The organism is Sphingomonas baiyangensis, from assembly GCF_005144715.1.
In the GTDB taxonomy this organism is placed as follows: domain Bacteria; phylum Pseudomonadota; class Alphaproteobacteria; order Sphingomonadales; family Sphingomonadaceae; genus Sphingomonas; species Sphingomonas baiyangensis.
Window position 1 is genome coordinate 2,231,090 of record NZ_SWKR01000002.1, and the last position, 21,635, is coordinate 2,252,724.

General features: G+C 67.6%; 19 protein-coding genes. 8 read left to right on the forward strand and 11 right to left on the reverse strand.

The features are described from left to right. Positions 1-6: 6 nt before the first annotated feature. Entirely contained in the window at positions 7-3,039 is a 3,033-nt protein-coding gene (gene putA, locus FBR43_RS14075; protein ID WP_136943692.1) for a bifunctional proline dehydrogenase/L-glutamate gamma-semialdehyde dehydrogenase PutA, read from the reverse strand. A 105-nt stretch (positions 3,040-3,144) separates the two neighbouring features. Between putA and FBR43_RS14080 the strand changes: the two genes are divergently transcribed. The 4 genes from FBR43_RS14080 to FBR43_RS14095 all read left to right on the forward strand — a co-directional run bounded on the left by FBR43_RS14080 (position 3,145) and on the right by FBR43_RS14095 (position 6,275). After that, entirely contained in the window at positions 3,145-3,597 is a 453-nt protein-coding gene (locus tag FBR43_RS14080) for a MaoC family dehydratase (protein WP_136943693.1), read from the forward strand. 103 nt (positions 3,598-3,700) lie between these two features. Then, positions 3,701-4,876, forward strand: a complete 1,176-nt coding sequence (locus tag FBR43_RS14085) for an acetyl-CoA C-acyltransferase (RefSeq protein WP_136943694.1) — start codon at positions 3,701-3,703, stop codon at positions 4,874-4,876. A gap of 62 nt (positions 4,877-4,938) precedes the next feature. Continuing rightward, complete coding sequence (locus FBR43_RS14090) at positions 4,939-5,730, forward strand: energy transducer TonB family protein (RefSeq protein WP_136943695.1); 792 nt, start codon at positions 4,939-4,941, stop codon at positions 5,728-5,730. 62 nt (positions 5,731-5,792) lie between these two features. Further along, on the forward strand, positions 5,793-6,275 hold the full coding sequence (locus tag FBR43_RS14095) for a pyridoxamine 5'-phosphate oxidase family protein (RefSeq protein ID WP_136943696.1): 483 nt from the start codon (positions 5,793-5,795) through the stop codon (positions 6,273-6,275). 59 nt (positions 6,276-6,334) lie between these two features. On the opposite strand, the gene FBR43_RS14100 is transcribed toward FBR43_RS14095, so the two are convergent. Continuing rightward, entirely contained in the window at positions 6,335-7,567 is a 1,233-nt protein-coding gene (locus FBR43_RS14100; protein WP_136943697.1) for a polyhydroxyalkanoate depolymerase, read from the reverse strand. A 159-nt stretch (positions 7,568-7,726) separates the two neighbouring features. On the opposite strand from FBR43_RS14100, the gene FBR43_RS14105 reads away from it, so the two are divergent. After that, entirely contained in the window at positions 7,727-9,559 is a 1,833-nt protein-coding gene (locus FBR43_RS14105; protein WP_136943698.1) for an ABC transporter transmembrane domain-containing protein, read from the forward strand. A gap of 14 nt (positions 9,560-9,573) precedes the next feature. Next, positions 9,574-10,737: a saccharopine dehydrogenase family protein gene (locus tag FBR43_RS14110; RefSeq protein WP_136943699.1), complete on the forward strand. Its 1,164-nt coding sequence runs from the start codon at positions 9,574-9,576 to the stop codon at positions 10,735-10,737. Positions 10,738-10,769: 32 nt separating this feature from the next. Here the strand turns inward: FBR43_RS14110 and FBR43_RS14115 are convergent, their stop codons facing one another. From FBR43_RS14115 to FBR43_RS14145, 7 genes are all read right to left on the reverse strand, one after another. Further along, positions 10,770-11,084, reverse strand: coding sequence for a hypothetical protein (locus FBR43_RS14115; protein ID WP_136943700.1), 315 nt, complete (start codon positions 11,082-11,084; stop codon positions 10,770-10,772). Next, complete coding sequence (gene rnr / locus FBR43_RS14120) at positions 11,081-13,345, reverse strand: ribonuclease R (protein ID WP_136943701.1); 2,265 nt, start codon at positions 13,343-13,345, stop codon at positions 11,081-11,083. The genes FBR43_RS14115 and rnr overlap by 4 nt, the downstream gene beginning before the upstream one ends. Before the next feature lie 35 nt (positions 13,346-13,380). After that, on the reverse strand, positions 13,381-13,857 hold the full coding sequence (locus FBR43_RS14125) for a hypothetical protein (RefSeq protein ID WP_136943702.1): 477 nt from the start codon (positions 13,855-13,857) through the stop codon (positions 13,381-13,383). A 7-nt stretch (positions 13,858-13,864) separates the two neighbouring features. Continuing rightward, on the reverse strand, positions 13,865-14,221 hold the full coding sequence (locus tag FBR43_RS14130; RefSeq protein WP_136943703.1) for a DUF6152 family protein: 357 nt from the start codon (positions 14,219-14,221) through the stop codon (positions 13,865-13,867). Positions 14,222-14,286: 65 nt separating this feature from the next. After that, positions 14,287-15,819: an aminoacyl--tRNA ligase-related protein gene (locus tag FBR43_RS14135; protein ID WP_136943704.1), complete on the reverse strand. Its 1,533-nt coding sequence runs from the start codon at positions 15,817-15,819 to the stop codon at positions 14,287-14,289. A gap of 53 nt (positions 15,820-15,872) precedes the next feature. Next, positions 15,873-16,586, reverse strand: a complete 714-nt coding sequence (locus tag FBR43_RS14140; RefSeq protein WP_136943705.1) for a glutathione S-transferase — start codon at positions 16,584-16,586, stop codon at positions 15,873-15,875. Beyond that, positions 16,583-16,873, reverse strand: coding sequence for a BolA family protein (locus tag FBR43_RS14145; protein ID WP_136943706.1), 291 nt, complete (start codon positions 16,871-16,873; stop codon positions 16,583-16,585). The genes FBR43_RS14140 and FBR43_RS14145 overlap by 4 nt, the downstream gene beginning before the upstream one ends. 41 nt (positions 16,874-16,914) lie before the next feature. On the opposite strand from FBR43_RS14145, the gene FBR43_RS14150 reads away from it, so the two are divergent. Further along, the gene (locus FBR43_RS14150) at positions 16,915-17,523 is read left to right on the forward strand and encodes a J domain-containing protein (RefSeq protein WP_136943707.1); all 609 of its coding nucleotides are present in this window, start codon (positions 16,915-16,917) and stop codon (positions 17,521-17,523) included. A 59-nt stretch (positions 17,524-17,582) separates the two neighbouring features. Here the strand turns inward: FBR43_RS14150 and phaP are convergent, their stop codons facing one another. After that, complete coding sequence (phaP, locus tag FBR43_RS14155; protein ID WP_249276607.1) at positions 17,583-18,434, reverse strand: phasin family protein; 852 nt, start codon at positions 18,432-18,434, stop codon at positions 17,583-17,585. Between the two features lie 113 nt (positions 18,435-18,547). Further along, a complete protein-coding gene (locus FBR43_RS14160; RefSeq protein ID WP_136943708.1) occupies positions 18,548-20,326 on the reverse strand; it encodes a PHA/PHB synthase family protein in 1,779 nt (592 codons plus the stop codon). 96 nt (positions 20,327-20,422) lie between these two features. On the opposite strand from FBR43_RS14160, the gene FBR43_RS14165 reads away from it, so the two are divergent. Beyond that, positions 20,423-21,631: an LL-diaminopimelate aminotransferase gene (locus FBR43_RS14165; RefSeq protein WP_136943709.1), complete on the forward strand. Its 1,209-nt coding sequence runs from the start codon at positions 20,423-20,425 to the stop codon at positions 21,629-21,631. The last annotated feature ends 4 nt before the right edge of the window (positions 21,632-21,635 follow it).

A 21,635-nucleotide genomic window follows, 5' to 3' on the forward strand; every position in this document is an offset into this window, starting at 1 on the left:
CCAGCCTCAGATGCCGCCTTCGTCGAGACTGAGCAGCGATGCGTTGCCGCCGGCACTGGTGGTATCCACCGAAACCGCGCGCTCGGCACAGAAGCGCGGCAGATAATTGGGACCGCCGGCCTTGGGGCCGGTGCCCGACAGCCCCTCGCCACCGAAGGGCTGGCTGCCGACGACGGCGCCGATCATCGAGCGGTTGACGTAGAGATTGCCGATGCGCGCGTGGCGCTCGGCGAGATCGGCCGATCGTGCGATGCGGCTGTGTAGCCCCATCGTCAGCCCGAACTTCTTGGCGTTGATCCGCTCGATCGTCTGCACCAGTTCGCCGGCCTTCCATGTCGCCATGTGGAGCACGGGGCCGAACCATTCGCGGTTGAGATCGTCGGGCGAATCAATGCCGATCAGCGTCGGCGGCACGAACAGGCCCTCGGCGGGCGCATCGACGGTCTTGAGCCAGCGCGGGCGCATCGTCTCGCGATAGGCCATCAGCCGATCATAGGCGTCGCGATCGATCACCGGCGGTACGTCGGTTCTCGGATCGGCTGGGTCACCGAGCACGAGCAGGTCCATCGCGCCGCGCAGCATCTCGAGGATCGCGGGTGCGACTTCCTCCTGCACCAGCAGCAGCCGCAGCGCCGAGCAACGCTGTCCCGCCGAGCGGAAGGCGCTGGTAACCACGTCGAGCACGACCTGCTCGGGCAGCGCCGTCGAATCGACGATCATCGCGTTGATACCGCCCGTCTCAGCGATGAACGGAATGATCGGCCGCTCGTCGTCGACCAAAAGCGCGTGCGCGATGCGCTTGGCGGTGGCGGTCGATCCGGTGAAGGCGACGCCGGCGATACGCGTGTCCGAGATCAGCTCGGCGCCCACATCGGCGCCGCCCGTCACGAGGATGAAGGCATCGCGCGGGATGCCCGCCTCGTGCGCCAGCTCGACCGCGCGGCGCGCAATCAGCGGCGTCTGCGGCGCGGGCTTGGCGACGACGGTGTTGCCCGTCACCAGTGCAGCCATGTTCTGGCCGGTGAAGATCGCCAGCGGAAAGTTCCAAGGCGCAACGGTCGCCCAGGTGCCGCGGCCCTCGAGGCGCAGCTCGTTGCGCTCGCCCGTCGGCCCCGGCAGCGCGCGCGGCGGCAGCACGGCGCGCGCCTGCATCGCATAATAGCGGCAGAAATCGGCAGCCTCGCGGATCTCGCCGAGCGCATCGGGGATCGTCTTAAACGCTTCTTTCACGCACAACGCCATCAGTTCGGTGCGGTTGGCCTCGATCAGGTCGGCATAGCGCTCGACGATCGCCGCGCGCTCGCCCACCGGCCGCGCGTCCCAGGCGGGATAGGCCGCCTGCGCGCGCGTCACCGCATCGTGGACCGCGCTGTCGGCGGTGTGCCAGGCCTCGATCGCTCGCTTGCCGCGACCGCTGGCGCGGCGCGGATCGGCATGCACGGCATCGGTGCCGCGATTGTCGATGCCCACCGCGCCGATCGCCTGCGCGGTGTCGCGCAGCAGCGCACGATCGAACAGGTCGATGCCTTCGGAATTGCGCCATCCGCCCATCAGATCGACGGGCAGCGGGATCGACGGATGCCGTGTGCCACCTACCGCCGCGACCTTCTCGACCGGATCGGCGAGCAGCTGCTCGTCGGTCAGATGCTCGTCGGCAAGCTGGTGGACGAAGCTCGAATTGGCGCCGTTCTCGAGCAGGCGGCGCACCAGATAGGCGAGCAGATCGCGGTGCCCGCCGACGGGTGCGTAGATGCGGCAATGATAGCCCTCATCACGCACAAGCCGCTCGTAGAGCCCCTCGCCCATGCCGTGCAGGCGCTGGAACTCGAAATCGCGCGCATCGCCCGCCCATTCGAGAATCGTCGCGACGGTCAGCGCATTGTGGCTGGCGAAGGCGGGGCGGATATGCGTCGCCTCGAGCATGTCGCGCGCGCAGGCGAGGTACGAGACGTCGGTCGCGGCCTTGCGCGTGAACAGCGGATAGTCCGACAGACCCTCCACCTGCGTACGCTTGATCTCGCTGTCCCAATAGGCGCCCTTGACCAGCCGCACGTTCGTGACGCGCCCCAGCGTGTCGGCCCAGCCGATGACGGCGCGCGCGCGCTTCGAATAGGCCTGCACCGCCATGCCATAGCCGTCCCAGCCGCGCAGCTCGGGGCGGCGTGCGACGGCGCCGATGATCGCGAGGCTCATCTCGAGCCGCTCGCTCTCCTCGGCGTCGACGGTGAGCGCGATGTTCTGCGCTGCGGCCTCTGACGCCAGCTGTGCCAGCATGTCGGTAAGCTCGGGTACGCACGCATCCCAATGCGGCACCTCGTAGCGCGGGTGCAGCGCCGAAAGCTTGACCGAAACCGAATGGCCGCTCGCCGGATCGCGCCCCACTGCGCGGATCGCGTCGAAATAGGCGCCGAAATAGCGCTCGGCATCGGCCTTGGTCCGCGCGGCTTCGCCCAGCATGTCGAAGCTCGCGGTGAAGCCGCGGTTCTCGGGGTTCTTCATGCGGCGCTGCGCTTCGTCGATGGTGCGGCCCATCACGAAGACCTCGCCCATCATCCGCATCGCCGCGCCTACCGCCTGGCGGACGAACGGCTCGCCCGCGCGGCTGAGCAGGCGCTTGAGCGCGCCGCCGCCCTCGCCCACCAGCGCACGCCCAACCACCAGCCCCCACGTCGCCGAGTTGACCAGCGCCGAGTTCGACTTGCCGGCATGGTCGCGCCAGTCGGCATCGCCCAGCTTGTCGGCGATCAGCAGATCGGCGGTCTCGGGATCGGGCACGCGCAGGAACGCCTCGGCGAGGCTCAGCAACGCCACGCCTTCGGACGAATTGAGGCGATATTCCTGGAGGAACTGGTTGACCCACCCCTTGTTCTGCGCGGCACGCAGATCGGCGATCAGCGCCGAGGCATGGTCGAGCACGCGCACACGCGAGTCGGGCGCGAGCCGCGCACGCTCGATCAGCGGTTTTAGAACATCGGGTTCGGGCGCGCGGTGCAGCCGCGCCAAGGCGTCGCGAGCGGGTGACGTTAGGGCCATCTGCATTTTCGTATATCCGGTCAACAAGGCTTGCGGGCACCCCCGCACGGCCGGTAAGCGTATTGCTGCGCTATGTGCGAAAAACGTCGTCGGCGAAAGCGTGGAGAGGCAATGGCGATCAGTATCGAGGAACGTGCGAGCCAGGTCGGCCAGACACGCGACTCCGACTGGGTGACCGTCGATCAGGCGATGATCGACGCCTTTGCCGAGGCGACGGGCGACCGCCAGTTCATCCATATCGATCCCGAACGTGCCGCCGCGACGCCCTTTGGCGGCACGATCGCCCACGGCTTCCTCACGCTGTCGCTGATGCCGATGCTCGCCGCGCGCACCGAGGGGCTCGACATCGCCGATGTGCGCATGGGCGTGAACTATGGCGGCAATCGCGTGCGCTTCCTCGCGCCCGTCCGCTCGGGCAAGCGCGTGCGCGGGCATTTCAAGCTGCTCGAACTGGCCGAGAAGCGCCCCGGCCAGTGGCAGCAGACCACCGAATTCACCGTCGAGATCGAAGGTGAGGAAAAGCCCGCGCTGATCGCCGAATGGATCAGCCAGATCTTCGTCTGAACCAAACGTCGTCCAACCGTCACCCCAGCGAAGGCTGGGGTATCAAGCGGCCAAAGACCCCAGCCTGCGCTGGGGTGACGCCCTAGCAAGAAGGAATCCCATCATGCGCTCTGCCGTCATCGTCTCGACTGCCCGCACTCCCATCGGCCGCGCCTATCGCGGTGCGTTCAACAATCTGCCCGCGCCTACGCTGGGTGCGAAATCGGTCGAAGCGGCAGTGCAGCGCGCCGGCATCGACGGCGCCGAAGTCGACGATGTGGTGTTCGGCGCCGCGCTCCAGCAGGGGCATCAGGCAGGCAACATCGCGCGGCAGGTCGCCTTGCGCGCCGGCCTGCCCGTTTCGGTCGCGGGCATGTCGGTCGATCGCCAGTGCGCCAGCGGCCTGATGGCGATCGCCACTGCCGCCAAGCAGATCATCACCGATCGCATGGACGTGACGGTCGCCGGCGGGCTCGAATCGATCAGCCTCGTCCAGACGCCGCAGATGCGCATCGCGATGGACCCCGAACTGGTGGCGATGCACAATGCCGTGTACATGCCGATGCTCCAGACTGCCGAAACGGTGGCCAATCGCTACGGCATCTCGCGCGAGCGGCAGGATGCCTATGGCCTGCGCTCGCAGCAGCGCACTGCCGAGGCACAGGCCGCCGGCCGCTTCGACGACGAGATCGTGCCCGCCACCGCGACGATGAACATCGTTAACAAGGAGACGAAGGAAGTTTCGACCAAGGAAGTCACGCTGTCGAAGGACGAGGGCAACCGCCCCGAGACCAACGCCGAAGGACTGGCGGCGCTCCAGCCCGTCGTCCCTGGCGGCTCGATCACCGCAGGCAATGCCAGCCAGCTATCCGACGGATCGTCGGCCTGCGTGCTGATGGAGGAAGCCGTCGCCGCCAAGCGCGGCCTCACGCCGCTCGGCCGCTATGTCGGCATGGCGGTGGCAGGCACCGAGCCCGACGAGATGGGCATCGGCCCCGTCTATGCGATCCCCAAGCTGCTCGAGCGCTTCGACCTTAAGATGGACGACATCGGCCTGTGGGAGCTGAACGAGGCGTTCGCGGTACAGGTCCTCTACTGCCAGGACAAGCTCGGCATTCCCGACGAGCTGCTCAACGTAAACGGCGGCGCGATCTCGATCGGCCACCCTTATGGCATGTCGGGCGCCCGCATGACGGGCCATGCGCTCATCGAAGGCAAGCGCCGCGGCGCGAAGTACGTCGTGGTGACGATGTGCGTCGGCGGCGGCATGGGCGCCGCCGGGCTTTTCGAGGTTCTCTGACGACGAATAGCGTGCGGCAGCGGGCACTTGCCGCTGCCGCACGCGCCCGATAGCCTGTGGCGATGGCGCAGGCTCTGGCACGGCGGCAGCGGGTGAGCGTGATGGGCGGCGTGATCGCGCTGCACGCCCTGCTTCTGCTGCTGCTTTTTGCGGCGCGCATGGCGGTGCCGCCATCCGACGAGGTGCAGAAGGTGCTCGCCACGTTCGACGTGACCGACACGCCGCCTCCAGCGATTATCGTCGAGCCGCCGCCGCCGCTCCCCGACGAAATCGAGGCCGCCCCGCGCGGCCCGGCGATCGACGCCCGCGAGGCGCGCCCTACGCCGCCCGAGCGCGAGCCGCTGCTGATCGACGCGCCGCCTCCGCCTGCTTCGATCGCAGTGCCGTCGATCGTGCGCCTCCCTGTTCCCAGCGTTGCACCCGAAGCGCCCGCCAGCGGCCGTGGCAGCGCGGGGCTCGGTGCAGGGGGCGCCGACGGACCCGGCGGCGGCGAAGGTGGCGGTGGGCGCGGCGGTGCGGGAAGCGGCGCCGGCAGCGGGCGCTCGCTGGTGCTCGCCGAAGCCGAATGGATTCGCCAGCCGACGGGCCGCCAGTGGAATTCGGTTTGGCCGATGGAAAAGGTGCCCGGCTCGGTACGCAAGATTGGCGGCTATGCGGTGCTCCGATGCACGGTGCTGCCCGACAATCGCGCGCGTGATTGCACCGCGATGTATGAGGAGCCGACGGGCAAGGGCGTTGGCAAGGCGGCGGTTGCGCTTTCCGAGCATTTCCGCGTCCGCCCGATCCGCGCCGACGGCACCCCCCATGCTTCGCTGGTCAAGATCCCGGTAACCTTCCGGCTGCGCGAGCGCTAGGCGGAAACCCTTGGCGTGCTACTCGTTATGCTGTCCGAACCCAAGCAGATGGAGCAGCCACGATGCAGGCCAAGCAGGAACAGGACACCGAGATCCGCGAGCGGATGTGGAAGGAAATGGGAAAGAGCCCGTTCGTGATGATCGGCCTCGTCGGCAGCCACGAACATTCCGAGCCGATGACCGCGCAGCTCGATCCCGATGCCAATGGCGAATTCTGGTTCTACACCAACCGCACCAATCGCATCGCGAAGGGCGGCGAGGCGATGGCGCAATATGTCGCCAAGGGCCACGACCTGTTCGCCTGCATCCACGGCACGCTGACCGAGGAAACGCGCCCCGAGATCATCGATAAATACTGGTCGAAGCAGACCGAGGCATGGTTCGAAGGCGGGCGCAACGACCCCGATCTGATGATGCTGCGCTTCGAGCTCAAGGACGCCGAAATCTGGGAAGGCGACCAATCGCTGACGGGCATGTTCAAGATGCTTACCGGCCAGACGATCAAGCCGAGCGAAGCCGGACGTCATGCGGAGGTGTCGCTCTAAGCCGCGACCGAGACCAGGATATGAGGAAAAGGCCCGCCTGACCGCGGGCCTTCTTTCTGTCAGCTACCGTGCGTGGCGATCCACTCCTCGAGCACCGGAGCGATGCGGCTGCGCCACTTCGATCCGTTGAAGATGCCGTAATGGCCGACATCGGGCGCCATCAGATAGCGCTTCTTGTCTTCGGGGAGATGCGTCGCCAGCGTCAATGCGGCCCGCGTCTGGCCAAGGCCCGAGATATCGTCGCGCTCGCCCTCGATCGCGAGTAGCGCAACGTCGGTGATCGCGCCCGGATCGACGCGGCGGCCGCGGTGCGTCATCGTGCCCTTGGGCAGCGCATGCGTCTGGAACACCAGATCGACGGTCTGGAGATAGAATTCGGCGGTCATGTCGCACACCGCGCGATATTCATCGTAGAAGCCGCGCGTCGCATCGGCGCTCTCGTCGTCGCCCTGCACCAGATGCTTGAACATCTCCCAATGGCTGACGAGGTGGTTGCCCAGATTCATTGTCATGAAGCCGGCAAGTTGCAGGAAGCCCGGATAGACGCGCCGGCCCGCGCCCGGATAGAGCATCGGCACCGTCGCCACGACATTCTGCTCGAACCATGCGTGCGGCCGCTCGGTCGCGAGCGTGTTGACCGCAGTCGGCGCCTCGCGCGTGTCGATGGGGCCGCCCATCATCGTCAGCGTGCGTGGGCGGTTGGGGTGCTGGTCGGCGCTCATCAGCGCGACCGCCGCATAGCAGGGCACCGAAGGCTGGCACACCGCCAGCATGTGCGCGCGCGCATCGCCTTCGGCGCCGATCGTCGCCAGCCAGTCGGTCACGTAATCGATATAGTCGTCGAGGTCGAAGCGGCCGTCGGACAGCGGCACCAGCTTGGCGTCGCGCCAGTCAGTGATGTAGACGTCGGCGACGGGCAGCATCCGCTCGACGGTGCCGCGCAGCAGCGTGGCATAATGGCCCGACATCGGCGCGACGATCAGCAGCTTGGGACCGCCTTCCACGCCCTCGCGCACGAAATGCTTGAGCTGGCCGAAGGGCTTGCGCGCCACGATCTCCTCACGAACCGCAACCTGCCGACCGTCGATCTCGGTGTGCGTCAGGCCGAACTCGGGCTTGCCGCGCGGCGCTGCGGCATGCGCGAACACCTCGAGCGCCGAAGCGAGCACCGGGCCGCCGCCGAAATAGGCGAACGGGTTTGCCGGGTTGTTGAGCAGTCCGGCGCTGAAATTGGCGAGCGCACTGGCGCCCGCGAGCATCGAACGCTGCATTTCATAGGCGTTGTAGAGCATCGGGTATCCTCCGCAGCTTCCCCCAACCGAACGGCGAAAGACGCATCGAATATAGCGCGCCCTGGTTGCAGCGCAATGAAGACGGCCTTGCGCGCGCCGCGCGGCCGATCCGCGCGCATGACGGTTTCCCCGCCCCGCGCTTCGCGCTAGGCATGCGCCATGGCCGACGCTGCTGCCCCGCCCCCCATCGCCGCCGCCGCATCCGTCGCGATCGACGCGCCTCCAGGCGAAACCCCGGCCGCGCCGCGCCGCCTCTCGGCGCTGGCCATCGTCTGGCGGTTCACGCGGCGCTATCCGCTGCAACTGGCGATGGCGGTGCTGGCCTTGCTCGTCGCCGCCGCGGCGACGCTCTATGTGCCGCGCACTTTCCAGCTCGTCGTCGACAACGGCTTTGCCGGCGGCACCGACGCAGCAAGCATCGCGCCCTTCTTCCACCGCTTGCTGATGGTCGTCGCGGTGCTGGCGGTCGCGACCGCGGCGCGCTTTTATTTCGTTTCGTGGCTGGCCGAACGGACGGTGGCCGACATGCGCGCGGCGGTGCATCGTAACCTGCTGCGCCTCGCGCCGCGCTGGTTCGAGGAGAACCGGCCGTCGGAGATCGCATCGCGCCTTACCGCCGATACCGGCGTTGTCGAGCAGATCGTCGGCTCGACGGTGTCGATCGCGCTGCGCAACGTGCTCATCGGCGTCGGCGGCGTCATCTATCTGTTCGCGCTCAGCCCCAAGCTGACGGGCTATCTGCTGCTTGGCATTCCGCTCGTCGTGCTGCCGATCCTGTGGCTGGGATCGCGCGTGCGCCGGCTGTCGCGCGAGAGTCAGGACCGCATCGCCGATATCGGCGCGATCGCGACCGAGACCCTCGGCGCGATGAAGATCGTGCAGGCCTTCGGGCAGGAAGCGCGCGAGGGCGAGCGCTTCGTCGCCGCGGTCGATCGCGGCTTCGGCACTGCACGCGCGCGCTTCGCCACGCGCGCGGTGATGACCGCTCTGGTCATCGGCATGCTGTTCACCGCCGTCACGCTCATCATCTGGGAAGCCGTGAGCGACGTGGCGAGCGGGCGGACGACGGGCGGATCGATCACCGCCTTCGTGCTTACCGCCGGGCTCGTAACGGGATCGTTCGGCGCGCTGGTCGAGGTCTATGGCGATCTTTTGCGCGCTTCGGGTGCGGCGGCGCGCCTTGCCGAACTGCTGGGCGAGGAGCCCGAAATCGCTGCCCCCACCGATCCGGTCGCGCTGCCCGACCCGCCCGAGGGCCGGGTCGCGTTCGACGGCGTTACCTTCCGCTACCCGACACGACCCGATGTCGCGGCACTTGCCGATTTCACGCTTCACGTCGCGCCCGGCGAGACGGTGGCGGTGGTGGGGCCATCGGGCGCCGGCAAGTCGACGTTGTTCCAGCTCGTCCAGCGTTTCTACGATCCGCAGGCGGGCAGCGTCTCGGTCGACGGCGTGCCCGTGCACCGTGCCGACCCGGCAGACGTGCGCGCGCGCATCGCGATGGTGCCGCAGGAAACGGTGATATTCGGGGCCTCGGCACGCGACAATCTGCGCTACGGCAAATGGGAAGCTAGCGACGAGGAATTGTGGCGCGCCGCGGAAGCCGCCAACGCCGCCGCCTTCCTGCGCGCGCTGCCGCAGGGGTTGGACACGTTTCTGGGTGAAGGCGGCGCGCGGCTTTCGGGCGGCCAGCGCCAGCGCATTGCCATCGCACGCGCGCTGCTTCGCGATGCCCCGATCCTGCTGCTCGACGAGGCGACCTCGGCGCTCGATGCCGAGAGCGAGCGGCTGGTGCAGGACGCGCTCGAGCGGCTGATGGCGAGCCGCACCACGCTGGTGATCGCCCACCGGCTGGCGACGGTACGCGCCGCGCGGCGCATCGTGGTGATGGATGCAGGACGCATCGTCGAGACGGGCAGCCACGCCGAGCTGATGACGCGCGGCGGGCTCTATGCGCGCCTTGCGACGCTGCAGTTCAGTGAGGCGGCCTGACGGGAGAGGCAGGGATGGAACGCGAATTCGATGTCATCGTCTATGGCGCGACCGGCTATACCGGCGGGCTCGTCGCCGAATATCTGGCACACACCTACCCCGATCGCCGATGGGCGATGGCAGGTCGCTCGCTCACCAAGCTCGAAGCCGCGCGCACCGAAGCCGGCGCCCCGGCCGACCTGCCGCTGATCGCCGCCAATGCCGACGATCCCTCGGCGCTCAAGGCGATGTGCGCGCGTGCGCGTGTGGTGCTTACCACCGTCGGGCCGTATCAGCTCTATGGCGAGCCGCTGGTGGCCGCCTGCGCGCATGGCGGCACCGACTATGTCGACCTGTGCGGCGAGCCCGCCTGGATGCGCCAGATGATCGACAAGTATCAGGCCGATGCCGCCGCATCGGGCGCCCGCATCCTGTTCTCGTGCGGGTTCGATTCAATCCCGTTCGATCTCGGCGTCTGGAAGCTGCAACAGGCGGCGCGCGCGAAGTTCGGTCGCCCCGCGCCGCGCGTGAAGGGGCGCATCCGCAAGATGCAGGGCACCTTTTCGGGTGGCACCTTCGCCAGCGCCAAGGCGACGATGGCCGCCGCCGCGCGCGACCCCGGCATCCTGAAGTTGATGATCGACCCCTTCGCGCTGACGCCGGGGTTCGAAGGCCCCAGCCAGCCCAAGGGCCTGATCCCCGAATATGACGCTGCCGTCGGCGGCTGGGTCGCGCCGTTCGTGATGGCGGCGATCAACACCAAGAACGTGCATCGCACCAACGCGCTCACCGGCCACGCCTATGGCACCGACTTCGTCTATGACGAGATGATGATCGCGCCGGGTCTGGGCGAAATGGGCAAGGCCGCTGCCGAGGCGATCGCGAAAATGAACCCGATCGGCGGCGACAAGGGGCCGAAACCCGGCGAAGGCCCCAGCCGCGAGGAGCGCGAGGCGGGCTTCTACGACATCCTGTTCATCGGCGAGATGCCCGATGGCGACCGCGTCGAAGCCGTGGTGACGGGCGACAGGGACCCCGGCTACGGATCGACGAGCAAGATGATCGCCGAAACGGCGCTGTGCCTGATCGATGCCGACGTGCCCGCCACGGGCGGCATCTGGACGCCCACCGCGCTGATGGCGCAGCCGCTGGTCGAGCGCCTCGAAGCGCGTGCGGGGCTGACTTTCGTGGCGGGGTGATCCGCCCCGGCATAGAGAGGATTACAAGACCCTCACCCCTGATAGGACAGGATTGCCACGAAGGCCGTGGTCAGCGCAGCGAGCAGCGTGAGCGGCACCCATTTGCGGCGGCGGCGCTCGATCGCGGCGTCGAGGCGCGACAGGTCGAGCCAGTAGTTTCCCGGCGCCGCGGCGCGGATGATGCCGTCGCGCGCCAGCTTCTCGAACTCGCGACGCTCGGTGGGGCTCGGCGGGGCATATTCGATCGCGTCGCCCGGCTCGATCGCATGCAGCGCGAGGAAATGCGCGCGTACCTTGTGGCGCGCGAGCGACACGGCGCGCGCGGGCGTGCGCACCGGCGCGCTCACCGGCGCTTCTTTCCCTGATGACGGATATTGGCGGGCCGCCCGCGCCGCTTGAGCACGCGCGGCGGCGCCGGCCGCCGGCCGTCATCGCGCGGCGCTTTGCCCGGCCCGCTGCCCGATCCCTTGCCGTCAGGCAGTTCGAAGCGCAGCGCACCCGTCACCGGATTGGCCTCGGCGAGCCGCAGTTCGAGCCGCTGGCCCATCGCATAGCTTTCCCCCGTCTCGTCGCCCACCAGCCGCTGGCTCGCCTCGTCGAAGCGGAAATATTCGCGGCCAAGATCGCGTGCGGGCACCAGCCCGTCGCCGCCGACGCCGTCGACCGTGGCGAAGAAGCCGAAGCTGGCGACGCCAGTGATGCGCGCCTCCATCACTTCGCCAACATGCGCCGACAGATAGGCGGCGACATAGCGGTCCACCGTCTCGCGCTCGGCTTCCATCGCGCGGCGCTCGAGCCCCGAGATCATCTGACCCACGCGCTCCATCGCGCCGGCATCCTCGCCCGAAAGCTCGCCCGGTCCGAGCTTGTACGCGCTCACCAGCGAGCGGTGGACGATGAGATCGGCATAGCGGCGGATGGGCGAGGTGAAATGCGCATAGCTACCGAGCGCGAGGCCGAAATGCCCGGCATTCTGCGGCCCGTAATAGGCCTGCGTCTGGCTGCGCAGCACCTGCTGCATGATCTCCTCGCGCGCCTCATGCTCGCCCAACAGGCCGAGGATGTGGTTGAACGTACGCGGCTGCATCACCTGGCCGAGCGCGAAAGCGATATCGAAGGTCTTGAGATAGTCCTTCAGCGCGACGAGCTTCTCGCGCGAGGGCGGCTCGTGGATGCGGTACATTACCGGCGCCTTCTTCTTTTCGAGCGCCTTGGCCGCCGCGACATTGGCGGCGATCATGAAATCCTCGATCAGCTTGTGCGCGTCGAGCCGCTCGCGCGGCGCGACCGAGAGGATGCGCCCCTTCTCGTCGAGCACGATGCGCCGCTCGGGCAGGTCGAGATCGAGCGGGCTGCGCTTGTCACGCGCGGCGTTGAGCGCGCGCCAGCACGCCCAGAGCGGCAGCAGCGTAGAAGACACGAGGTCGGCCGGCACTGCGTCGCACGTCTCGTCCCGCGCTGCGGCATCCACCGCCGCCTGCGCATCCTCATAGGCGATATTGGCCGCGATGCGCACCACCGCGCGCGTGAAGCGCCAGTCGCGCAATTCGCCATCCTTGCCGATCCGCAGATGGCAGACGAGCGCCGCACGATCGACGCCCTCTTTCAGCGAGCAGACATCGGCCGAGAGTATCTCGGGCAGCATCGGCACGACGCGATCGGGGAAATAGACCGAGTTGCCGCGCTTGCGCGCTTCCTTGTCGAGCAGCGATCCCGGACGGACGTAGAACGAAACGTCGGCGATCGCCACGATCGCGCGGAATCCGCCCTCGTTCGCTGGATCGTCGTCGGGGGCGGCCCAGACGGCGTCGTCATGATCGCGGGCGTCGACCGGATCGATCGCAACGATGGGAATGTGGCGCAGATCCTCGCGCTCATCGCCGAGCGGAAGTTGCGCCACGCGCTCGGCTTCGGCGAGCAATTCGGGCGAGAACACGTTGGGAATGCCGTGCCGATGGATCGCGATCATCGAGAAGCTGCGCGGCGCGAACGGATCGCCGAGCCGCTCGCTGACCTTCACGCCGATGCGCGGCGGGCGGCCGGTCTTCTCGGCGAGCACCAGATCGCCCGGTTCGGCATCGCCGCGGTCGAGCACCGGGAAGGATCGCCGATCCTTCTTCTCGACCCCCTGCAGGAACAGCCGGCCGCCTTCCTCGTGCAGCACGCCCAGCACCTGCTCCTCGCCGCGCGCCAGCCGCTTCATCGGATGCGCGATCCAGCCCTTGCCGGCTTCCTCGGTGCGCGCGAGGATGCGGTCGCCCGGCCCCAGCGCCGGTTGCTTCGCCCGCTCGCGTACGCGCAGCCGCGGCACCGGCAGCCCTTCGGCTTCCCAGCGCTCGGGCACCGCCCACACCGTGTCGCCCTCGACACCGGCGATGCGCAGTACCGTGACCTTGGGCAGCCCGCCCATCTTGTGGAAGGCGCGGCCGGGAGCGCTGTCGATCAGCCCCTCGTCGCTCATGTCCTTGAGCAGCGCCTTCAGCGCGATCTTGTCCTGCGCCGACAGGCCGAACGCCTTGGCGATCTCGCGCTTGCCTGCCGGCTGCTCGGACTGCGCGATGAAATCGAGAATCTGCTGGCGGCTGGGAAGCCCTGGGCGAGTACGCATCGCCGACAGATAGGCGCGCGCACGGCGCGGCGCCATCACGTATAGGCGATCATCCGCCCCGCCACGACCACGGCGGCCCATAGCGCGAGCGACAAGACCGCGAGCGCCCGCGCCGCCGCGGGCACGCTTGCCACCCCAACCCCAATCGCGCGGAAGCGCCAGCGAAAGAACAGCGCGTTGCCGATCGCCGCGGCGACCAGCCATAGCTTGAGATGAAAGGTGGCGCTGGTGGCGAGCGCCGGGGCATCAGCGGCGAACAGCAGCAGTCCGCTCGCGAGCATGATCGCCAGCCCCGCCACCGCCGCCGGCGTCAGCGCGCGTTCGAGCGGGGCAAGCGGCAGCATCGACCACGCCCCGGCAATGCGCGCATCGACGATGCCAATCGCACCCACCAGCAGGATGGCACCCAGCACGTGCGCGACGTTCGTCCAAGGATACACGCCGCCGCGCGCGAGCACATCGAGGCCCGTCGCCTCGACCAGCCCCGCCGCCCCCATCAGCACCGCTTCCACGCTCAGATCAGCGCAGCTCGACCTTCTTGTCGTTCACAAATACGCGCTCGACACGCATTTCGGGCGTACCGTCCTTGCGCACATAGCCCGTGAGCGAGATTCGCTGTCCGGCATCGATCTCGTTCTTGGCCAGCCCGCGCGCTTCCATCCGCGTCGTAGGGGCGAGCACCACGTCCCAGCTTCCGCCACGCCAGTTCATCTTGGCGGTGCCGTGCGCATTGCCCCAGGTTACCGAATTGAGCGGCCCCGTGAGCGTGATGGGCTTGCTCTCGTCATACGAGCTCCAGCCATGATGCGCGAGGGCGGCCGCGGGCATCGCGGCGATGGCGCAAGCGGCGAACAGCGAATGAAGGCGGCGAGACATGGCGCATCCTCGTGTGATTGATCGCGTCGAAACGCGACAACGCGCGAGCAGCGCCGAACGCTCCCTCAATAGGCGCGCGCCACCAGGATGCGCTCGACTGCCGGTTCGCCGGTGAAGATGCAGGCGCCATCCGCCGGCGCGGCGTCCTGCGCGACGTTGCGCACGGTAAGCTTGAGCGCCTTCAATCGCTCGACCACGGCGTCGAGCGCGGCGCCGCTCGGCTTGCTCCACTGCACCTCGACCCAGCCGGGATAGCGCTCGCCCTCGGCGAAATGCGCTTCGAGCTCGGCGAACTTGGTGACGCCGCGACGGATGCCGGCATCGAGGCGCGTACGCGCATCGGCGTGCAGTGCCTGCTGGATATTCTCGAGCATCGCGGCGGCGGCGCCAACGAACGCGTCGCGCGGCTCGATCGCGCTCGCGAGCTTGCCGCTGTCCTGATACAGCCGGTCGCGGCGGATCACCGCGACGTTGCCGCCCGCCACGTCGCGCGGGCCGACCTCGACGATGATCGGCGCGCCCTTCTTCACCCAGCCCCAGCGCTTGGCCTGCGCCTTGGCCGCCTTGCCGTCGACCAGCGCGCGCACCGGCTCGCCGAGCGCGCTCAGCTTCGCCAGCTCGCCCTGCAAGGCACGGGCATAGTCCATCACCGCCGCATCCTCGGGACCATCGCGCAGCATCGGCACGATGACGATTTGCCACGGCGCGATTGCCGGCGGCACGCGCAGCCCGTCATCATCGCCATGCACCATGATGACGCCGCCGATCATGCGCGTGGAAACGCCCCAGCTCGTCGTCTGCGCCAGTTCGAGCTCGCCTTCGGCATTCTGGAAACGGATATTCTGCGCGGTGGAAAAGGTGGTGCCGAGGAAATGGCTGGTGCCCGCCTGCAGCGCCTTGCCGTCCTGCATCATCGCCTCGATGCTGTAGGTGGCGACGGCGCCAGGGAAGCGCTCGTTCTCGGGCTTCTCGCCCGCCACCACAGGCATCGCCAAGCAATCCTCGGCGAAGCTGCGATAGACTTCGAGCATGCGCAGCATCTCGTCGCGCGCCTCGGCTTCGCTGGCGTGCGCGGTATGGCCTTCCTGCCACAGGAACTCGGCGGTGCGCAGGAACATGCGCGTACGCATTTCCCAGCGCACGACATTGGCCCATTGGTTGATGAGCACCGGCAGATCGCGCCACGACTGCACCCAGCGGCTGAACGCAGCACCGATCACCGTCTCGCTGGTGGGGCGTACCACCAGCGGTTCTTCCAGCCTGGCGGCGGGGTCGGGCACCAGCTTGCCGTCCTGCTGGATCAGCCGGTGGTGCGTGACGACCGCCATCTCCTTGGCGAAACCGTCGACATGCTCGGCCTCCTTCTCGAAATAGGAGAGCGGGATGAACAGCGGGAAATAGCAGTTCTCGTGCCCCGTCGCCTTGATGCGATCGTCGAGCAGGCGCTGGATGCGTTCCCAGATGCCATAGCCCCATGGCCGGATGACCATGCAGCCGCGCACGCCCGATTCCTCGGCCATGTCGGCCTCGGCGATGACGGTCTGATACCAGCGCGCGAAATCATCGGCGCGGGTGACGGAAAGGGCGTGCTTTATCATGCGCGCGCGATAGCGCGGCGCAGCGCCGAGCGGAAGCGGGCTTGGTTCCCAGCCTAGGCGCCGTCGAGCTCGGGGTAGTGGCGGAAGATGCCCATCTCGTTGAACGCCAGCCGACGGTCGCTCGCCAGATACGCCTTCACCCCCGCAAGGTCCGAAACCGCGCGATGCAGCGCCATGAGCGCGGGGTAGTCGCCCTCGATCGCCGCCATGCGCTGCGGAAACGCGTAGCGCAGGCCTTCGACGAGCTGGAACAGCGAGCAGTCGGCATAGGTCCAGCGCGGCCCCATCAGGAACGCGCCGCTTTCGTCATGCGCGGCGGCATCGTCGAAATGACCGAGGAACTTGGGCATCCGCTCGTCGCGGAACGTCTGCGCGGCGCGCGCCGCCTCGGGCTTCTGGTCCTCGTAATAGTCGCCGGTGCCCACCGGATGATGGACATTGTGCGCCTCGGTCACGCAATCGGCGATGGTGAGTTGCAACTGCTCGATCCAGAGCCGGTCGGCAAGCTCGGACGGCGCCAGCATGTGCCGCTCGCCCAGATAGGCGAGAATCGCCGCGACATGCGCGATCACCAGCCCCTCGGGCGTCTCCAGATAGGGCGGCGCGAAGGGCGTGCGGCCGTGGCGGGCATTGAGATCGGCAAGCAGCGCATCGCTGCCTTGCTCGCGCGCGGCATCGACATAGTCGATCCCGCCGGCTTCGAGTGCCAGCCGCACGAACTCGCCGCGGCCCTGAATCTCGGGCCAGTACCACAGCGTATAGGTCAATCGCCTTCTCCGGTTGCGCGCAGCTTCATGCTGAGCGCGTGGATGCGCGTGGCGAGCAGCTCGGCCAGCGCATGGTTGACCAACCGCTGCCGCTGCACCCGGTTCAATCCGGCGAAGGCGGCGCTTTCGATCTCGACGGCGAAATGCGTCTCGCCCGTGCCATCATCGCCCATATGGCCGGCATGGTGGTGGCTTTCGTTGAGCACCACCAGCCGCGACGGAGCGAGCGCATGGGTCAGACGATCGGCGATGGCGGCCTCAACGGCGCCGGTGGAAGGCATGGTCATGGCGCCTATATAGGCGGCTTTTGCATCACGGAGGAGCCGGCTTGGCACGAGCCGAACGCAAGGAGCGACCGACCGGCAGATTCCACGGCCGCGTGGAAGCCGAAGGGCGCGTGTGCGCGGTGCCGGGCTGCGATGCGCCGGGCGAATTCCGCGCGCCCCCCGCCGAGCCCGCCCCGCGCATGGACGGTCCCGCGCCGTTCCGCTGGATGTGCCTCGATCATGTCCGCGCGTTCAACGCGGGCTATAATTTCTTCGCCGGCATGAGCCCCGACGAGATCCACGACGCACAGCGCCCCTATGCCGGCTGGGAGCGCGAGACGCGTGCCTTTGCCGCCAACGGTGCCGATCGCCCGCCGCGCTGGGCCGATTTCGCCGATCCGCTCGACGCGATCGGTGCACGCTTCCGCCAGCGAATGGAGGCCGAGCGCCCGCGCGCCGATGGTCGTCCGCTATCGGGCCGCGACCGCGAGGCGCTGCGTACGCTGGGTCTCGAGCCCGATGCCGATCGCCGGGCGCTTCGCCAGCGTTATGCAGACCTGGTCCGCCGGCTGCATCCCGATCACAATGGCGGCGATCGATCGAGCGAGGCGCGGCTGCAAAAGGTCGTCGAGGCCTATCAGCATCTGCGCGGCGCCGCCGCCTTCGCCTGATACGAAAAGGGGGCGGACGCCGATGGCGCCCGCCCCCCAATACGTCAGGTGCCGATCGCTCAGGCGACCATCTTCACCTTCTCGGCCGCGACCGCCATGCGGTTCGACAGCGGCTGCGCGGCGTCGCCGGCGAGCTTTAGCATGTGCTCGGTCGCCTTCGAGGCTTCGGCCACATACATGTCGAACGCCGAGCGAAAATAGTCGCTCTGCAGCTTGAACAGCTCGGTGGGCGACTTGACCTGCGCCATCGTCTTCATCGTCGTGCTCGCCTGCTCGAACGACTTGCGGCTGTACTCGGCGGCTTCCTGGCCGAGCGATTCCATGCCCTTGGCGGCGATGCGGCTCGATTCGACCATCGCTTCGATGTTGCCCTTGGCGAGGTCGTTCATTTCCTCGACGATGCGAGCGTTCTTCTCCATCGCCGACTTGGCGCGGTCGTTCATGTCGGCGAACATCGCCTGGCCCTTGCCGGCCATGTTCTCGGTCATCGTCTCGGCGGCGTTCTTCATTTCGGTCTGCATGCTGGCGGTTTCCTTCTGTACGGTTTGTGCCGCCTCGACTGCGGCTTTCTTGGTATTCTCGGTTGCGGCGACGGTCTGCTCGACGACCGCTTCGGTCGCTTCGCGCACGGTTTCAGCGGCCTGCACGGCCACCGGGCTGACCATCGCGGCCGGCTTGGTGTCGCCGATCTCGGTCTTGGCCGCGACCGGCCCCGGCGGCGCCGAAACGGCGAGTTGCGACGACGCAGGCTTCACGGGTGCCGCTTGCGGCTTGGGCGGCTGAGCCAGGATCGCCGATCCGGCCTTTGGCGCCGCTGCCTTGGCGGCGGGCTTCGCTGCGGCCTTCGTTTCGGTCGACTTTGCGGGGCGCCCGGCGCTCGCCGAGCGCGGGCTCGTGGACTTCGCGGCCATGGGGCCTCCGACACAGTTGATGTTGCGTTGCAGCAAATACGGTATCGCTGCCGCAATTTCAAGTGCCGATTGTGCGCTGCAACAAAAGCGTAACCCGCAGTAAAGCTTTGTATTCAACGCATACGAACATAGTCTCCGGGCGCATCAGCCAGCGCAGCAAGCGCACCCTCTCCAGGGATACGCGCACTCTCGGCGGCAACCTTTGCCGGTGCCCGTTCGCCGATCCAGCCAAGCCAGTCGGGCCACCAGCTTCCCTTGGTTTCGCGCGCACCGGCAACGAAGGCCTCGAGCGTTTCGGCGGGCTCGTCGTTGGTCCAATACTGGTATTTCTGCGCGCTCGGCGGATTGACAACGCCCGCGATATGTCCCGATCCCGCCAGCACGAAGCGGATGGGTCCGGCAAAATGCTGCGTGATCTTCCACACGCTTTCGGCCGGCGCGATATGGTCTTCGCGGCCCGCCTGTACATAGGTGGGCGTGCGCACCGTGCCGAGATCGATCGGCGTGCCGGAAATGCTGATCGCGCCGGGCCGCACCAGCTTGTTGTCGCGATAGAGATCGCTCAGATAGCTTTGATGCCAGCGCGCCGGCAGGTTCGTTACATCTCCGTTCCAGTGCAGCAGGTCGAACGGCGCATATTCCTCGCCCATCAGATAGTTGTTCGTCACATAGTTCCAGATGAGGTCGCGCCCGCGCAGCAGGTTGAACGTCGCGGCCATGTAGCGCCCGTCGAGATAGCCGTCGCCCGAGAGCGACTGGATGAGCTTGAGCTGCTCGTCGTCGACGAAGAGGTTGAGATCACCCGCCTGCTCGAAATCAACCTGGGCTGTGAAGAAGGTGGCGCTCGCCACCTTGCCCGCCTCGCCGCGCGCCTCGAGCAGCGCCAGCGTCGCAGCAAGCGTGGTGCCCGCCACGCAATAGCCGATGGCGTGCACACTCTCGACGCCGAGCAGCTCGCGGATCGTGTCGATCGCGTCGATCTGGCCGCGTTCGACATAATCGTCCCACACCACGTCCTTCATGCTGGCGTCGGCCGACTTCCACGACACGACGAACACGCTCAGCCCCTGCTCGACCGCCCAGCGGATGAAGCTCTTCTCGGGCGTCAGGTCGAGGATGTAGAAGCGGTTGATCCACGGCGGAAAGATCACCAGCGGCGTTGCGAACACCTGCTCGGTGGTCGGCGCATAGTGGATCAGCTCATACAGCGGCGTGCGCTTCACCACCTTGCCCGGCGTGGTGGCGATGTTGCGCCCGACCTCGAACGCTGCCGAATCGGTGTGCGTCAGCTGGCCCTTCTCGATATCGGCCAGCATGTTCTGCAGACCCTTCAGCATGCTCTCGCCGCGCGTCTCGACAATTTTCTCGAGCACCAGCGGGTTGGTGGCGGCGAAGTTCGACGGGCTCATCGCGTCGATGAAGCCTTGCGTGGCGAAGCGGATGCGCTCCTTCTGCCGCTCGTCGACACCGTCGATCGCATCGACGCCCTTCACCATATGATCGGCGATCAGCAGATAGCTCTGCCGGATGAAGTCGAACAGCGGCTGCTCGCGCCATTGCGGCGCCTTGAAGCGCTTGTCGCGCGCACGCTCGGGCGGCTCGGGGGGCGCCGCACCCGCTGCCGCCGGATCGAGGAAGCGCTGCCAGAGCTGCATCGTATCGGCCCAGAAATCGGCCGAGGCGCGGATCGCGGGCACCGGGTCGAACAATGCGGGCGGCGACGCCGGCGAGTGGGCGGGCGGCTCGGGCAGGCGCGCGAGCATGTCGAAGCCATGCTCCATCAGCATCTGCTGCGCGCGGCCCATCACCCAGGTCCAGTGCTGGAGTTCCTCGAGCGTCGGGATCGCGGGCAAGGCAGCCTGCGATCCATCGGTATGCGCGCGGTCGGCCATCGTCCTCTCCTATGGCAGTCGCCGGTTGGGCTTCGTATAGCGGACGGGGGCGGCGCGCGTGAACCCGCGCATCGCCCCGCTTGAAAGGTTCAACGCATGTCCGACGAATTCTACCGCATCAAACGCCTGCCGCCCTATGTGATCGCCGAAGTCAATGCGATGCGGGCAGCGGCGCGCGCGGGCGGCGAGGACATCATCGACCTGGGGATGGGCAATCCCGATCTGCCGCCGCCGCCGCACGTCATCGACAAATTGTGCGAGGTCGCGCGCAAGCCCTCGGCGCATGGCTATTCGCAGTCGAAGGGTATTCCGGGCCTCAGGCGCGCACAGGCCAATTATTACGGCCGCCGCTTCGGTGTCGACGTCGATCCCGAGACCGAGGTCGTCGTGACGATGGGGTCGAAGGAAGGGCTGGCGAGCCTCGCCACCGCGATCACCGCGCCCGGCGATGTCGTGCTGGCGCCCAATCCAAGCTACCCGATCCACACCTTCGGCTTCATCATCGCCGGCGCCACGATCCGCAGCGTGCCGACGACGCCGAACGAGGAATATTTCCGCAGCCTCGATCGCGCGATGGCGTTCACGGTGCCGCGGCCCAGCATCCTCGTCGTCAACTACCCCTCGAACCCCACCGCCGAGACGGTCGATCTGGCGTTCTACGAACGGCTGGTCGCATGGGCGAAGGAGAACAGGGTCTGGGTGCTTTCCGACCTCGCCTATTCGGAGCTCTATTTCGACGGCCGCCCGACGCGCTCGATCCTCGAAGTGCCGGGTGCCAAGGACGTGGCGATCGAGTTCACCTCGCTCTCGAAGACCTATTCGATGGCGGGCTGGCGCATGGGGTTCGCGGTAGGCAATGCGCGGCTGATCGCGGCGATGACGCGCGTGAAGTCGTATCTTGATTACGGCGCGTTCACCCCCATTCAGGCGGCGGCGTGCGCGGCGCTCAACGGACCGCAGGACATCGTCGAGACCAACCGCCAGCTCTATCACAAGCGGCGCGACGTGATGGTCGAGGCGTTCGGCCGCGCCGGCTGGGACATTCCGCCGCCCGCCGCCAGCATGTTCGCCTGGGCATCATTGCCGCCGGCGCTGCGCGAAATGGGCAGCCTTGAGTTTTCCAAGCAATTGCTCACCCAAGCCAAGGTCGCCGTCGCGCCGGGCGTCGGATATGGCGAGGACGGCGAGGGCTATGTGCGCATCGCGATGGTCGAGAACGAGCAGCGCCTGCGCCAGGCGGCCCGCAACATCCGCCGCTATCTGCAATCGATGGGCGTCAATGCCCCCGTCGCGCAGGCGGGCTGACCGG

What these genes read in the sequence shown, in the direction of transcription:
- FBR43_RS14095 (WP_136943696.1), top strand. Translation starts at nt 5,793, where the DNA reads ATGCAGGCCAAGCAGGAACAGGACACCGAGATCCGCGAGCGGATGTGG.
- FBR43_RS14130 (WP_136943703.1), bottom strand. Translation starts at nt 14,221, where the DNA reads ATGTCTCGCCGCCTTCATTCGCTGTTCGCCGCTTGCGCCATCGCCGCG.
- FBR43_RS14160 (WP_136943708.1), bottom strand. Translation starts at nt 20,326, where the DNA reads ATGGCCGACCGCGCGCATACCGATGGATCGCAGGCTGCCTTGCCCGCG.
- FBR43_RS14080 (WP_136943693.1), top strand. Translation starts at nt 3,145, where the DNA reads ATGGCGATCAGTATCGAGGAACGTGCGAGCCAGGTCGGCCAGACACGC.
- rnr (WP_136943701.1), bottom strand. Translation starts at nt 13,345, where the DNA reads ATGCGTACTCGCCCAGGGCTTCCCAGCCGCCAGCAGATTCTCGATTTC.
- FBR43_RS14165 (WP_136943709.1), top strand. Translation starts at nt 20,423, where the DNA reads ATGTCCGACGAATTCTACCGCATCAAACGCCTGCCGCCCTATGTGATC.
- FBR43_RS14105 (WP_136943698.1), top strand. Translation starts at nt 7,727, where the DNA reads ATGGCCGACGCTGCTGCCCCGCCCCCCATCGCCGCCGCCGCATCCGTC.
- FBR43_RS14110 (WP_136943699.1), top strand. Translation starts at nt 9,574, where the DNA reads ATGGAACGCGAATTCGATGTCATCGTCTATGGCGCGACCGGCTATACC.
- phaP (WP_249276607.1), bottom strand. Translation starts at nt 18,434, where the DNA reads ATGGCCGCGAAGTCCACGAGCCCGCGCTCGGCGAGCGCCGGGCGCCCC.
- FBR43_RS14145 (WP_136943706.1), bottom strand. Translation starts at nt 16,873, where the DNA reads ATGACCATGCCTTCCACCGGCGCCGTTGAGGCCGCCATCGCCGATCGT.
- FBR43_RS14090 (WP_136943695.1), top strand. Translation starts at nt 4,939, where the DNA reads ATGGCGCAGGCTCTGGCACGGCGGCAGCGGGTGAGCGTGATGGGCGGC.
- FBR43_RS14135 (WP_136943704.1), bottom strand. Translation starts at nt 15,819, where the DNA reads ATGATAAAGCACGCCCTTTCCGTCACCCGCGCCGATGATTTCGCGCGC.
- putA (WP_136943692.1), bottom strand. Translation starts at nt 3,039, where the DNA reads ATGCAGATGGCCCTAACGTCACCCGCTCGCGACGCCTTGGCGCGGCTG.
- FBR43_RS14100 (WP_136943697.1), bottom strand. Translation starts at nt 7,567, where the DNA reads ATGCTCTACAACGCCTATGAAATGCAGCGTTCGATGCTCGCGGGCGCC.
- FBR43_RS14085 (WP_136943694.1), top strand. Translation starts at nt 3,701, where the DNA reads ATGCGCTCTGCCGTCATCGTCTCGACTGCCCGCACTCCCATCGGCCGC.